This is a genomic window from Stutzerimonas sp. C6.4V (assembly GCF_058536345.1).
The window spans coordinates 729,226-742,262 of the sequence record NZ_JBZUBM010000001.1 but is presented as its reverse complement, the minus strand read 5'-3'; the positions used below and the strand labels follow the sequence as shown (position 1 = coordinate 742,262).

10 protein-coding genes and 1 pseudogene are annotated in these 13,037 nt (G+C 60.7%); 6 read left to right on the top strand and 5 right to left on the bottom strand.

What is annotated here, in order from left to right; genetic code table 11:
• Positions 1-43: 43 nt before the first annotated feature.
• The 3 genes and pseudogenes from plsB (at position 44) to trhA (ending at position 3,374) form a co-directional block, all read left to right on the top strand.
• Positions 44-2,560: a glycerol-3-phosphate 1-O-acyltransferase PlsB gene (plsB, locus tag AC4LFW_RS03505; RefSeq protein WP_491817836.1), complete on the top strand. Its 2,517-nt coding sequence runs from the start codon at positions 44-46 to the stop codon at positions 2,558-2,560.
• Positions 2,561-2,573: 13 nt separating this feature from the next.
• Positions 2,574-2,729, top strand: a pseudogene (locus AC4LFW_RS03500) (DUF4197 family protein); the annotation flags it as partial.
• A gap of 27 nt (positions 2,730-2,756) precedes the next feature.
• The gene (gene trhA / locus AC4LFW_RS03495) at positions 2,757-3,374 is read left to right on the top strand and encodes a PAQR family membrane homeostasis protein TrhA (protein ID WP_491817834.1); all 618 of its coding nucleotides are present in this window, start codon (positions 2,757-2,759) and stop codon (positions 3,372-3,374) included.
• A gap of 19 nt (positions 3,375-3,393) precedes the next feature.
• Here the strand turns inward: trhA and AC4LFW_RS03490 are convergent, their stop codons facing one another.
• Complete coding sequence (locus tag AC4LFW_RS03490; RefSeq protein WP_491817832.1) at positions 3,394-3,849, bottom strand: ATPase; 456 nt, start codon at positions 3,847-3,849, stop codon at positions 3,394-3,396.
• Between the two features lie 290 nt (positions 3,850-4,139).
• Here AC4LFW_RS03490 and AC4LFW_RS03485 point away from each other — a divergent pair, with 290 nt between their 5' ends.
• From AC4LFW_RS03485 to AC4LFW_RS03475, 3 genes are all read left to right on the top strand, one after another.
• Entirely contained in the window at positions 4,140-4,589 is a 450-nt protein-coding gene (locus AC4LFW_RS03485) for a DUF305 domain-containing protein (RefSeq protein WP_491817830.1), read from the top strand.
• A 125-nt stretch (positions 4,590-4,714) separates the two neighbouring features.
• Complete coding sequence (locus AC4LFW_RS03480) at positions 4,715-4,972, top strand: heavy-metal-associated domain-containing protein (RefSeq protein ID WP_491817828.1); 258 nt, start codon at positions 4,715-4,717, stop codon at positions 4,970-4,972.
• A 20-nt stretch (positions 4,973-4,992) separates the two neighbouring features.
• Positions 4,993-5,427 (top strand): DUF411 domain-containing protein, encoded by a 435-nt coding sequence (locus AC4LFW_RS03475; RefSeq protein ID WP_491817826.1) that lies wholly within the window; start codon positions 4,993-4,995, stop codon positions 5,425-5,427.
• 92 nt (positions 5,428-5,519) lie between these two features.
• On the opposite strand, the gene mdoH is transcribed toward AC4LFW_RS03475, so the two are convergent.
• The 4 genes from mdoH to AC4LFW_RS03455 all read right to left on the bottom strand — a co-directional run bounded on the left by mdoH (position 5,520) and on the right by AC4LFW_RS03455 (position 12,898).
• Positions 5,520-8,114, bottom strand: coding sequence for a glucans biosynthesis glucosyltransferase MdoH (gene mdoH / locus AC4LFW_RS03470; RefSeq protein ID WP_491817824.1), 2,595 nt, complete (start codon positions 8,112-8,114; stop codon positions 5,520-5,522).
• Positions 8,107-9,624 carry a glucan biosynthesis protein G gene (locus AC4LFW_RS03465; protein ID WP_491820118.1) on the bottom strand — a complete coding sequence of 506 codons (1,518 nt, stop codon included), beginning with the start codon at positions 9,622-9,624 and terminating at the stop codon, positions 8,107-8,109. The genes mdoH and AC4LFW_RS03465 overlap by 8 nt, the downstream gene beginning before the upstream one ends.
• Positions 9,625-9,861: 237 nt before the next feature.
• Entirely contained in the window at positions 9,862-12,150 is a 2,289-nt protein-coding gene (bglX, locus tag AC4LFW_RS03460; RefSeq protein ID WP_491817822.1) for a beta-glucosidase BglX, read from the bottom strand.
• Between the two features lie 214 nt (positions 12,151-12,364).
• Positions 12,365-12,898 carry a DUF3087 domain-containing protein gene (locus AC4LFW_RS03455; protein WP_491817820.1) on the bottom strand — a complete coding sequence of 178 codons (534 nt, stop codon included), beginning with the start codon at positions 12,896-12,898 and terminating at the stop codon, positions 12,365-12,367.
• Between the last annotated feature and the right edge of the window lie 139 nt (positions 12,899-13,037).

The following is a 13,037-nucleotide window of genomic DNA, read 5'->3' as shown; positions in this document are numbered from 1 at the left end:
ACTTGCCAATCCTAGGCATTAATCCCTTTATCGAATCTTCCAGATGACCCGTTCCCCGCTCCGCCGTCTGTTTTTCTCAATCGTGCGCCGCTTGCTGTATGTCTGGGTTCGTTCCGAGACCATCAACCAATCCGCCTTCTCGCTAAAGCTCGACCGCAGCCAGCCGGTGTTCTACATGCTGCAACGTGCATCATTGAGCGATCTGGCGGTGCTCGATCATGAGTGTGGCAAGGCGGGCCTGCCGCGCCCGGTGGCCGAGGTGGCGGTGGGTAATCATGTCGAGCCGGCAGCCTTCATTTTTCTCAACCCCGCCGCCAGCTGGTTCGGCAGGCGGGCGCGAGTCCTCACGCCGGAGCCACTGGTGCGGCTGGTCGGTGCGCTGGAACACAACGCGGTAGATAACGCCCAGATCATTCCGGTGAGCGTGTTCTGGGGCCGCTCGCCGGACCGGGAGACCAGTGCCTGGAAGCTGTTGTTTGCCGACAGCTGGGCCGTTACCGGGCGGCTGCGCAAGTTGCTCAGCATCGTCATGCTCGGACGCCAGACGCGTGTGCAGTTCTCGCCGCCGATTCAGCTCAACGAGTTGGTGGCGCAGAACAAGGGCCACGAACGCACGCTGCGCATGGTCCACCGCATGTTGCGGGTGCACTTCCGCCATCAGAAGACCGCCGTGATCGGGCCCGACCTGTCGCATCGGCGCAATCTGGTGAAGGGACTGGTGCATGGACCGCAGGTACGCCAGGCGATCAGGGACGAAGCCGAGCGCGACAATATCTCCCTGGAAAAGGCCGAAGCCCGGGCGCTGCGCTATGGCAACGAAATCGCCTCGGACTACGCCTACACCGCTGTGCGCTTTCTCGAGGTAGTGCTGTCCTGGTTCTGGAACAAGATCTACGACGGGATTCGCGTCAATCACCTGGAGCCGATACAGGACGCCGTGCAGGGCTATGAGGTGATCTACGTACCCTGCCACCGCAGCCACATCGACTACCTGCTGCTCTCCTATCTGCTGTTTCGCAACGGGCTGACACCACCGCACATAGCCGCGGGGATCAACCTCAACATGCCTGTGGTCGGCAGTCTGCTGCGCCGCGGCGGCGCCTTCTTCATGCGCCGCTCGTTCAAGGGCAAGCCGCTGTACAGCGCGGTGTTCAATGAGTACCTGCACACCTTGTTCAGCCGCGGATTTCCGGTGGAGTATTTTGTCGAAGGCGGGCGCTCACGTACCGGGCGCATGCTGCAGCCAAAGACCGGCATGCTGGCCATTACCCTGCGCAGCTACCTGCGATCTTCACGCCTGCCGATTCTCTTCGTGCCGGTGTACATCGGCTACGAGCGGGTCCTCGAAGGCCGCACCTACCTGGGCGAGTTGCGGGGCGCGGCAAAGAAGAAGGAGTCGATTTTCGACATCTTCAAGGTGATCGGGGCGTTCAGGCAGCGTTTCGGCCAGGTCTGGGTCAACTTCGGCGAGCCGCTGAAACTCAACGACTTTCTTGAACAACAGCAACCCGGCTGGCGTCAGCAGAACCTGGCACCGGAGTTTCGTCCCGGCTGGCTCAACGAGACCACTGACCGCCTGTCCGAACGCATCGCCCAGCGCCTCAATGAGGCCGCTGCGGTCAACCCGGTCAACCTGATAGCCCTGGCGATGCTGTCCACCAGCCGTCAGGCGCTGGACCGACGCTCCCTGGCAAGAATTCTCGACCTGTATCAAACCCTGCTGCGCACGGTGCCCTATTCGCCCCATATCACCCTGCCGGAGGGAGATGGCGAAGCGCTGATCGGCTACGTGAAGGATCTGGGCCTGCTCGCCGAGCAGACCGATGCGCTGGGCAATATTCTTTACCTGGACGAGCAGAACGCCGTCCTGATGACCTATTACCGCAACAACGTGATGCACATCTTCGCCCTTCCCGCCCTGCTGGCCAGCTTCTTCCAGAGCAGTTCGCGAATCAGCCGGGCGCAGATCCTGCGCTACACCGAGGCGCTCTATCCCTACCTGCGGGCAGAACTATTCATCCGCTGGGAACCGGACGAGCTGGAAGCCGTGATCGACCGGTGGCTGGCCGCCTTCGTCGAGCAGGGCCTGCTCAAGCTCGATGGTGAAAATTATGTGCGGCCGGCGCCCAGCTCGCGTCAGTTCGTGCTGCTGACGCTGCTGGCCCGGGTCATCATGCAGACGCTGCAACGCTTCTACATGGCTATCTCCCTGCTGCTCAACAGCGGCCAGAACAGCCTCGACGCGCAGGAGCTGGAGACGCTTTGCACGGTCATGGCCCAGCGGCTGTCGATCCTTCACGGGTTGAACGCGCCGGAATTTTTCGACAAGAGCCTGTTCCGACACTTCATCAAGAGCCTGCTGGATCAGGATGTACTGCAGCAGGACGAAGCCGGAAAGCTCGGCCATCACGCCAAGCTCGGCGAGCTGGTTGAAGGCGTCGCAAAGCGCGTACTGCCTGCAGAAATTCGCCTGTCGATTCGCCAGGTCGCACTGGAACCGCAGCATGACGAGGATCCAGCGACGACAGCGACCGCGTCCCATACAACGCGCACGGGTTAGGCCTCCGGGCGGGGCGCGCAACGGGACTGTGGAGGGCTGCGTCACGGAGCAGGCACTCGACGGGTTGTTCACGGTCACAGCCGAGCAGCAGGCGAGCGTTCGGCAGAACCCGGCTCAGGCGGCAAGTCGTATGGCGAAGAAGGTGTTCGGCCTCCTGAAGGGCAACTGATCGACAAGGTTCAGAACTGGGGAAACGATGTATCACGGAGAAAAATTCAACGCCTGGACACACCTGGCGGGGGGTGTGCTGGCAATTGCCGGAACGATCTGGCTGGTGACCCTGGCAATCCTCGATGGTGACCCCGCCAAAATCGTAAGTATGGCGATCTACGGGTTCACCCTGACATTGCTGTATACCGCCTCGACGATCTATCACAGCGTACGAGGCCGCGCCAAAGTCGTGATGCAGAAGCTCGATCATCTGTCGATCTATCTGTTGATTGCCGGTAGCTACACGCCTTTCTGCCTCGTCACGTTGCGCGGCGCCTGGGGTTGGTGGCTGTTCGGCATCGTCTGGTCACTGGCAGTGGTCGGTATGCTGCAAGAGATCAAACCTCGGTCAGAAGCACGGGTGCTGTCCATCGTGATCTACGCGGTGATGGGCTGGATCGTGCTGGTCGCGGTCAAGCCGCTGCTTGCCGCACTGGGCGGCACCGGCTTCAGCTTGCTGGTAGCCGGCGGCCTGTCCTATACAGGAGGCATCATCTTCTTCGCCTATGACCAGCGGTTCCGCCACTGGCATGGCATCTGGCATCTGTTCGTCATCGCAGGCAGCCTGCTGCACTTCGTTGCCATCCTGCGCTACGTGGTCTGAGGCTGCTGGTCTGGGTCAATCAGAGCTCGTGCATTCGATTGACCTGCTGCGCCAGACGCATGGTTTCATGTTCTTCGAGCTGCAACATCTCGCCGATCAGCTCGCTCGCGCTGTCCAGCCCAGGGCGGTTTTCCAGAGAGCGATACAGGTCGATGATCCGGTTGTGCATCGCGAAAACCTCTCGCGATATCTCGTCGACGCTCATCTGCGCATAGGCCTCGCTGTCAAGCTCCAGCGCGAGCATGTCCTGATCGACCGCATCGTGCAGCCGGGCTTGCAACGCCCGCGGCGAAGCGTGCTCCTTGATTCGTGCAATGGTGACGGTCAGCTCCTGCTCATGCTGGGCCAGATAGACCAGAAGCATCCTGGCCAGTGAGTCGCTGCGCTCATCAGCCCCTTCTGTCATGCAACGTGATAGCCGGGTGTGGGCCTGGCTGGTCCAGTCGACAAGCTCTTCGCATCGTTCGATTTTCATGGCGCCTCCATCCGCTGCAGTGATGTGTCGGGCGTGATAGCCGACACAGGCAAAGCGGAAGTCCGATGCAAACACGTACCGAGTGGATTGGCCAGTGCTGGATGACGTGTGCCAACGAGACAGTGCCGGCCCGTGAGGCTGCCTGACCGTGCTTACAACCGGCCTGCATGCGTCAACGTCGGCGACCCCATTCGAGTCGAGGTGCCTGACGAGCGAACGAGCGGCGCTCATCCGAGTCAGTTTTCATAGGCTTGGCAGCAAACCATTGACCAAACGATGAGGAGTAACCGATGAATAACTACGCCCGGTTCGGCGCGATGATTGCCACTTCTACCCTTGTCATGTTCGGTTTGATGTATCTGAACGTGTATAGCCTCGATCACATCTATTTCAGCGAGACGCGGGCCTATATGGCACTGGTGATGGGTGCGACCATGGCGGTCATCATGCTGGCCTACATGCTTGGGATGTATGGCAAGCGCGGCGTCAATATCGCGATCTTCGCTGGAAGCCTGCTGGTGTTCGCCGTGTCGCTCTGGCTGGTACGCAGCCAGCAGACGGTGGATCAGGTGTCGTGGATGAAGGCCATGATTCCGCATCACTCGATCGCCATCCTCACCAGTGAACGCGCCACCATTACCGACCCACGAGTGCGGGAGCTGGCGGATCAGATCATCCAGTCACAGCGTGAAGAAATCGCCCAGATGAAGCAGCTGGTCAACGAACTCGAGGGTGAGTAGGCGCCTGGCGAAACCTCAGCATGGCTCCCGTGAGCCGCGCATGAGCGCCGCTTGACCTTGCCACCAGGGAAAGGTTGATGATGCCAATCAGCGCCGGATAGGCCGGCAGTTGCGGAGGGCTTTTCATGAGTTCCATCAATCTTCAGGTGCAGGGCATGACCTGTGGTGCCTGCGTCCGGCATGTCAGCCAGGCATTACAACCTGTAGCCGGCGTCGGTGCGGTCGATATAGATCTGCAAAACGGGCGGGTGACTGTCGAAGGCAACCCGGATAGCTCCTCGCTCATTGCCGCGCTGGACCAAGCCGGATTCCCGGCCCAGGTCACCAGTGGGGCCATAGAGTCCACCGCGCCAGCGAAGGGTTGCGGTTGCGGTTGCCGTTGATCTCTAGCTGGAGTTTTTACATGAAATTGAAAATGGCTGTTATCGCTGCGCTCTTCATGGCGGGTAGCGCCCAGGCCGCCCAGGTCATCGATGTCCATCGAGACCCCAATTGCGGCTGCTGCAAGGACTGGATCAAGTACCTGCAGGCCAATGGATTCGAGGTGCGTGATCATGTCGAGAAAGACATGAGCGCGGTCAAGCAGCGCCTGGGCGTGGTGCCCCGTTTGGGCTCTTGTCATACCGGCGTGGTCGACGGCAAGTTCGTCGAAGGACACGTACCTGTGGCGCAGATACAGGAGCTTCGGCAGCGTGAGGATCTGGTAGGTGTCGCTGCGCCCGGAATGCCTGCCGGCTCACCCGGCATGGATTACGGCCAACCCGCTCAGGCCTACCAGGTAATCGGGCTTACCGCTGACGGTAAGGATGTGGTGCTGGCGGAGTACCCTGGAGACTAAAGGCTCCTGGCCAAGGGCCACCGAAACCTGTTGCGCTAGTGAACAGCCTGTCCGTACCGAACGGCAGGCTGTTCAGCAACCGCCAGGCAGCGTTACGTATGCACGGCCTCGATGGTTGCTGGCGTTTCCGACGCTTGCGGTTCTACGCGAAGTGATTTGCCATATGCAGCGCGCCAGGACCCGTAGCGCTCGTCCTGCCAGACACGCTGATGCAGACGCGCCATGCCTTGCGGGTCGTTCAGCAGGCGCCATCGCGCTGCTTCGGCATCACCGTTGGGGCCGGCGTCGAGAATCTGTTGCATACGTTGCTCACGTAGCGCCTCGGCGCCCGGCACGACCTTGGCGTGACGGGCCCGAGCCATACCGCAAACCAGTGCGTTGTAGATCGGGTCCACGGTTGCGGCAACGAAACCATCATGCAGCGCATTGGCTTGGTTCTGTAATGTATAGCGATCCGTCGAGGCCAGTTCCGGCGGGGGGTTGTGCTCCTCCGGGATCAGGAACAGCTTCAGCCGACGCGCGACCAGCCCGGGCTTGGTGCGACTGGTGATTACCGAGACCGCTGCAGACAGCATCAGCGACACCACGATCGGTGCCAGCCACCAGAGGAACGCCGGGTCAAGCCAGCCGACCAGGGCAGTCCAGAGCGCGCCCAGCAGCATCTGCGGGCCATGCCGGCGCAGCGCTTCGCTCCATGGCGTGGCGTTGTCTGCACGTTGCGGCGAGTTCCACTGCACCGACCAGCCAAGGAACGCCGCAGTGACGAACACGGTGTGAAACACCATGCGCACCGGGGCGGCAAGCATAGAGAACAGGGTTTCGAGAATCATCGACAGCAGCAGCCTGATTCTGCCCCCGTATTCGTTCGCGCCCTGTATCCAGATCAGCAATACGCTCAGCAACTTGGGCAGGAACAGCAGTGTAAGCGTTGCGGAAAACAGCGCGATGGCTTCACGCGGATGCCACTGCGGCCACAGCGGATAGAGCTGGTTGGGCTGCAGGAAATACTCCGGCACCATCAGGGTATGGATCGCCAGCAATCCGGTCGACAGGGCCAGGAAGACGAACCACAGCGGTGCCGACAGGTAGGACATCACGCCTGTCAGGAACACGAAGCGGTGCACGGTGTGCATTCCCTTGACCAGGAACAGGCGGAAGTTCATCAGGTTGCCGTGGCACCAGCGACGATCGCGCTTGAGCTCGTCGAGCAGGTTCGGCGGCAGCTCCTCGTAGCTTCCCGGCAGATCATAGGCAATCCAAACGCCCCAGCCGGCTCTGCGCATCAGCGCGGCTTCGACGAAGTCGTGGGAGAGGATGTCCCCGGCGAACGAGCCCTTGCCTGGCAGCGGCGCCAAGGCGCAATGCTCGATAAAGGGCTTTACCCGGATGATCGCGTTGTGCCCCCAGTAGTGGGACTCGCCCAGCTGCCAGAAATTGAGCCCTGCGGTAAACAAAGGCCCATAGACGCGCGTCGCGAATTGCTGCATGCGTGCATACAGTGTGTCCATGCCCGAAGCGGTAGGGGCTGTCTGGATGATGCCGGCGCCCGGGTTGGCCTCCATCAGCCGCACCAGGCTGGTCAGGCAGTCACCGCTCATCACGCTGTCGGCATCAAGTACCACCATGTAACGGTAGCTGCTACCCCAGCGCCGACAGAAGTCATCAATGTTGCCGCTCTTGCGCTTCACTCGGCGACGACGACGGCGGTAGAAAATATGGCCGAAGCCATCGACGTCGCGGCATAGCTCGAGCCAGGCCTTCTGCTCAGCGACACAGGTATCAGGGTCGTTGCTGTCGCTGAGCACGAAGATATCGAAGCGCTCGATCTGACCGGTCGCCTTGAGCGATTCGTAGGTGGCCCGCAAACCGGCGAATACTCGCGGTACATCTTCGTTGGCAATCGGCATCACCAGCGCCGTGCGGGCTTCGCGCGGTATTGGTTCGTCACCGAGTGTACTGGCGGAAATATTGTGTTGGTCATGCCCCTTCAGCAGCTGAAAAAATCCCATCAGGGCCGTCCAGAACCCCACCGATACCCAGCAAAACAGCAAGGCGAACAGGATCAGAATGCTTGTCTGAACGACATAAGGGAGGATCTGCCTGGCCGTTTCCAGCCAGGGCTGCTGAAGCACGCCCTGCAGATCCACCAGAGCCCAGCCCTGGTACGGCAGCACCGACTTCATGTGCCAGGTCGCGATGACCGTCTGCACCAGCATCAGGATCAACAGCGTGGAACGGCGGAACGCGGCCATCTTGCGCCAGCCCGAGCGGTCCATGGCTCTGGCAGTCGGCGGCGGATCGACGATGCGGTTCTTCTTGCGCAGCAAGCGCCACCAGCTCAGTCGCAGCACATTGGTGTGCCAGGGTTCGGGCACCATTCGTGTGCGTACAATCGGCGGTGTCGAGCTGATGCAGGGCTGGCCCTGATGATCCTGTGAAAGCGCCCGGCCACGCTCAAGAGTGTCGCTCCAGCCAAGCTTAAGCCGCGCAACCACCGAGCCGAGCAATCCTCTGCCAGTGGGCAGGCCCTGTTGCTCACCGACTACGTGGGCAAGTGCCGTGTGAAGAGCATCCAGATCGCTGCCCGCCCCTTCTGTCTCACGGAGCAGTGCGGCGCGCTGTTCTGCATTCAACTGAAGACAGTTCAGGTAGTCCGCAATAAGGGACGCTTGCGCAGGATTATTCATGGCTTGGAATCTGATAGCTCCAGGTCTCGGAAAGTGTCTTCTCACCTTCCACCAGCGCTGCGCGCAACTCGACCGGCTGCGCCGGGTCACGGACTTTCAGCCTAAGCGTCAGACGCCAGCCTTTGGTCACCGGATTGTGGCGCAGATTGTTTTCGACCAGCTCGGCATTGTTACCTACGCTCACCCGGGTCGACACCATGGCCTCGGCCGGCAGCGCAGCCAGATTGGGGCCGACGAAGTCGACGATCAAGGCCGTGCTGCCATCGGGCTGCCGGATCAGGTTCGACTGCTTGACGTCGCCGGTCGATAACCGCGTCTGGCTCACCCAGGCCAGCTCGGGATCGTGCAGCGATGGCTCATCCATGGTGAAGTGCAACACGTAACCGAAATCCAGTGGCTGGCCCGGCTGCGGTGATTGCTCGGGCACCCAATAGGCAACGATGTTGTCATTCGTCTCGTCGGGAGTTGGGATCTCGACCAGCTCTATATGCCCCTTGCCCCAGTCGCCGCGAGGTTCTACCCAGCCGCTTGGACGCAGCTCATAGCGGTCGTCCAGGTCTTCGTAACGGCCGAACTCGCGAGTGCGTTGCAACAGGCCGAAGCCGCGCGGGTTTTCGACCGCATAGCTGCTGATGGACAGCCGCTTGGGATTGTTCAGTGGCCGCCAGATCCATTCACCATTGGCTGCGTGTATGGCCAGGCCTTCAGAGTCGTGAAGCTGAGGGCGGTAGTTGAGCTGGCTGCTGGGCTGGTTGGCCCCAAACAGATACATGCTCGTCAGCGCCGCGAGGCCGATCTTTTCTACCGGCTGGCGCATAAAGACTCGTGCCTGAACATCTACGGTACTGTCCTTGCCCGGCGTCACCACCATACGGTAGGCACCGGTCGCGCGAGGCGAATCCAGCAGTGCATAGATCACGAGGTTGCGGCGGTCGGGCTGCGGCCGCTCTACCCAGAATTCGCGGAATCGCGGAAACTCTTCGCCGCCCGGCAAGGCGGTGTCGATGGCCAGGCCACGGGCGGACAAGCCATATACCTGATGTTTGCCGACCACCCTGAAGTAGCTGGCACCGAGCAGCGTCATCAGCTCATCCGCCTTGTCGGCCTTGTTCAGCGGGTAGAGTACCTTGAAACCGGCGAAGCCAAGGTTTTCCAACGCTGCCGGCTCGATCTGCACATTTCCGAAATCGAACATCTGCGGGTCGTACTTGATTTCCTCGACGCCGCTGCTGGTGATCTCGTTGATTTTCACCGGCACATCGAAATGCATGCCCTGATGGTAGAACTGCAACTGGAACGGCGTGTTGGCGTCGTGCCAGAGCGCTTTCTCCCCACGGAACCTGAGTTGCTGGTAATCGGCGAAAGCCATCTCGCGAAAGACCGCCGGCAGGTTGCTTTGCGGAGCCACATAGCGCTCCGCAGCAAGCTTTTCTGCCCGTGACGCGACATCCTCGATGCCGAACGCCCAACCATTCCCAGCCAGCAATGCCATCGGCAAGCTCAAGAGCATGCCAAGCAACTGCTTCTTGCCGAACCGGAATCTGAGATTAAAGACCCTTGACACATAGCCTCCTGACTTACTGACCGATATACGGCCTGGGTTTGCCCTCATTGGTCTGCCGTTACGGCAAATGATTCCCAACGGGCGGAAAGTAAACGAAACGACCTGTTGCAATCAGCCACACGCCCTCTTCGGCGCCGAAACGCTTATTTCGGCACCGCAAAGAATCCAGGGGTAATGTTCCCGCTACAGCAATTCGAAGGCTTGCCGCTGGACCTGTTGCGAATCCAGCCCTATCTGGACTTCGAATTCACCCGGCTCGGCTACCTGTTGAAGCTTCGCATTGAAGAACGCGAGATCCTGTTCATCGATAGCGAATCGAATCTCCCGCTCTTCACCGGCTTTCAACGTGACCTTACGGAAATCCCGCAGCTCTTTTACCGGACGGATCACCGAGGCGAACCGGTCATGAATGTACAACTGCACGACGGTGGAGCCGTCCCGGGAGCCCTTGTTCTTCAGCACGATACTTGCCTCGATCGACCCGCCGGGCGCCAGCTTTGCTGACGAGAGGCGCATGTCGGAGAGTTCGAAATCGGTATAGCTCAGGCCATAGCCGAAGGGATAAAGCGCGCCGTTGGGCTCTTCGAAGTACTGTGAGGTGTAATTGCCCGGCTTGCCCTCGACAAAGGGGCGCCCCACTCGCAGATGGTTGTAATAGGTCGGGATCTGGCCAACCGACCGTGGGAAAGAGATCGGCAGCTTGCCGGACGGGTTGTAGTCGCCAAACAGCACATCGGCGATCGCATGGCCGCCCTCGGTGCCGCTGAACCAGGTCTCAAGGACCGCGTCGGCGTTCGCCTTCGCCCAGGTCAGCTCAAGCGGTCTGCCATTCATCAACACCAGGACCAGTGGCTTTCCGGTCTGTTTCAGTGCCTCCAGCAACTTCTGCTGGCTGGGCGGAATACGCAGGCTGGTACGGCTCGAGGACTCGTGAGACATGCCGCGCGACTCGCCCACCGCGGCAACGATGACCTCGGCCCGCCTGGCCACCTCCAGCGCCTCGGCGATCATTTGCTCCGGCGTGCGGGGGTCCTGTACCACTTCCGGCTTGTCCCAATTGAGAAAATTCAGGTAGTCGACCATGTGCGGGTCGTCAGTGACGTTCGCACCGCGGGCATAAAGCAATTGACCCGTCTCACCCAGGGCATCCTGCAAGCCTTTGCGCAGGGTGATGGATTGTGTGGCCACGCCAGCGGCCGACCAGCTGCCCATCATGTCCACCGGCGCATCTGCCAGTGGCCCGATCAGCGCGATACGCTTGCCCCTGTCCAGCGGCAACGTCTGCCGATGGTTTTCGAGCAGCACCAGGGACTGGCGCGCCACCCGCCTGGCCTCTTCCCGGTGGAGCCTGCTTTCTGCGTTGATGTCCCCCGGATCGTCCATGGCCGTACCGATGCGACGAAACGGATCGTGGAACAGGCCCATGTCGTACTTGGCGCCCAGTACCTCGCCCACGGCGCGGTCAATTGTGCGCTCCGGTACCTGTCCGCTCCGGACCAGCCCAGGCAATTCCTGCAGGTAGAGCTCATCGGCCATGCTCATGTCGACGCCAGCTTCGATCGCCAGTTTTGCCGCCTCTCTACCATCGCGCGCCACGCCATGCTTGATCAGCTCACGCACCGCGCCGTGATCACTCACCGTCACACCCTTGAAGTCCCAGTCACGGCGCAGCAGATCCTGCAGCAGCCAGGTGTTGGCACTGGCCGGCACACCGTTGATGGAGTTGAGTGCAACCATCATTCCGCCAGCACCCGCCTCGACGGCTGCGCGGTATGGCGGCAGGTAGTCCTGATGCATGCGCATCGGGCTCATGTCGACAATGTTGTAGTCACGGCCGCCCTCGACCGCACCGTAAAGAGCGAAATGCTTGACGCTGGCGGTAATGCTGTCCGCTGCCTGGGGCGACTCGCCCTGATAGGCCTTGACCACCGTACGGGCAATCTCCGACACCAGGTAAGGGTCTTCGCCGAAGCCTTCGGAGGTTCGCCCCCAGCGCGGGTCGCGGGTGATGTCAACCATCGGCGCAAAGGTCATGTCCAGCCCGTCGGCACTGGCCTCGATGGCTGATACCCGGCCGCTGGTGGCAATTGCATCGAGATCCCAGCTGGACGCCAGGCCAAGCCCGATCGGGAAGATGGTGCGGTGGCCGTGAATGATGTCGTAGGCAAAGAAGACCGGTATCTTCAGGCGGCTCTTCAGCGCCGCTTCCTGCATGGGCCGGTTGTCCATCGGCGTCACGGTGTTGAAGGTACCGCCGATTCGTCCCGCGGCCAGCTCCTTGAGAATGCGATCTCTCGGCATGTCCGCGCCGATGCTGATGAGCCGCAGCTGGCCGATCTTTTCCTCAAGGGTCATCTGCTCGATGAGGCCGGCAACAAAAGCCGATTTGTCATCCAGCGGAGCGGATGGCGTTTGTATAGCCGAACACCCGGAAAGACACGCAATCAGACCTAGCAGGTACAACCTTTTCATTGAAAATTCCTGGCTTGCAAGGCGTTAAGGCGGACCTTGGCGTTCCGCTTGAACAACAGCATTGTCGGGAGGACCGCCTTGGGTGTTCGTGCTCCTCGCGAACGTGAGGAGGGTTCGGCTGCAGGCTGCTTGCCGAGCGGCAGATATTACCCGGAGCGCGCCCTGCCAGGTAGATGGAGACTGCCTCGCCACTACAATAAAAACGGAAGCTGAATCACGCGGCGAAACGCTTTACCTCTTCGATCCATTCAGCCTCCAGGCGAACCTGCTCCGTTTCGAGCCCCTTCGCCTGCATGACGTCACGGTGCCTATCGATTTCGCCACGAATCTCGCTGAGCGAACCGGTATTGCCGTCCAGCTCATGCATCTGTATCAAACCCAGATGGTAAAAGCGCAGCAGCTTCATCGCACTCGGATCGCCCTGCGCTACACCTGTGGTTATGTGGTGCATTACATTCGTTATCCGCATCAGGCTGCGCTTGAGCTGCCAGCCGTACACAGCACATGCCATCCAAGGCTTTGGCCAGTAAACCCAGCGTACCAGCGCAACCGTCAGCAGTAACCCGGCGGCAACGCCAGCCATGTTCAACATCACGCCATCTCGACCGGGCTCGCCCAGCAGCGCCACCGCCAGGGATGCCAGGCCCATCGCGAGCACTGCAAAGGTCACCACCACGATCAGGGTGCTGCGTCGGGTCTGCTGACGGTAATGTTCGGGACTAAGCTGCTTGATTTCGAATGTCACCACGAGGCTGATCCTTTATTGGCCAAGAGCAGAAAAGCTCTGGTCGCAGCATTATCGCCGCAACCAGGCTCCAGCGAGCTGACCTTGCGCATCAAGGCGCACGCTTGGGGCGACCTAGCCGAATCAGTGCCTGGAAAAATCA

What these genes read in the sequence shown, in the direction of transcription:
- plsB (WP_491817836.1), top strand. Translation starts at nt 44, where the DNA reads ATGACCCGTTCCCCGCTCCGCCGTCTGTTTTTCTCAATCGTGCGCCGC.
- AC4LFW_RS03480 (WP_491817828.1), top strand. Translation starts at nt 4,715, where the DNA reads ATGAGTTCCATCAATCTTCAGGTGCAGGGCATGACCTGTGGTGCCTGC.
- AC4LFW_RS03485 (WP_491817830.1), top strand. Translation starts at nt 4,140, where the DNA reads ATGAATAACTACGCCCGGTTCGGCGCGATGATTGCCACTTCTACCCTT.
- AC4LFW_RS03465 (WP_491820118.1), bottom strand. Translation starts at nt 9,624, where the DNA reads ATGCTCTTGAGCTTGCCGATGGCATTGCTGGCTGGGAATGGTTGGGCG.
- trhA (WP_491817834.1), top strand. Translation starts at nt 2,757, where the DNA reads ATGTATCACGGAGAAAAATTCAACGCCTGGACACACCTGGCGGGGGGT.
- bglX (WP_491817822.1), bottom strand. Translation starts at nt 12,150, where the DNA reads ATGAAAAGGTTGTACCTGCTAGGTCTGATTGCGTGTCTTTCCGGGTGT.
- AC4LFW_RS03475 (WP_491817826.1), top strand. Translation starts at nt 4,993, where the DNA reads ATGAAATTGAAAATGGCTGTTATCGCTGCGCTCTTCATGGCGGGTAGC.
- AC4LFW_RS03490 (WP_491817832.1), bottom strand. Translation starts at nt 3,849, where the DNA reads ATGAAAATCGAACGATGCGAAGAGCTTGTCGACTGGACCAGCCAGGCC.
- mdoH (WP_491817824.1), bottom strand. Translation starts at nt 8,114, where the DNA reads ATGAATAATCCTGCGCAAGCGTCCCTTATTGCGGACTACCTGAACTGT.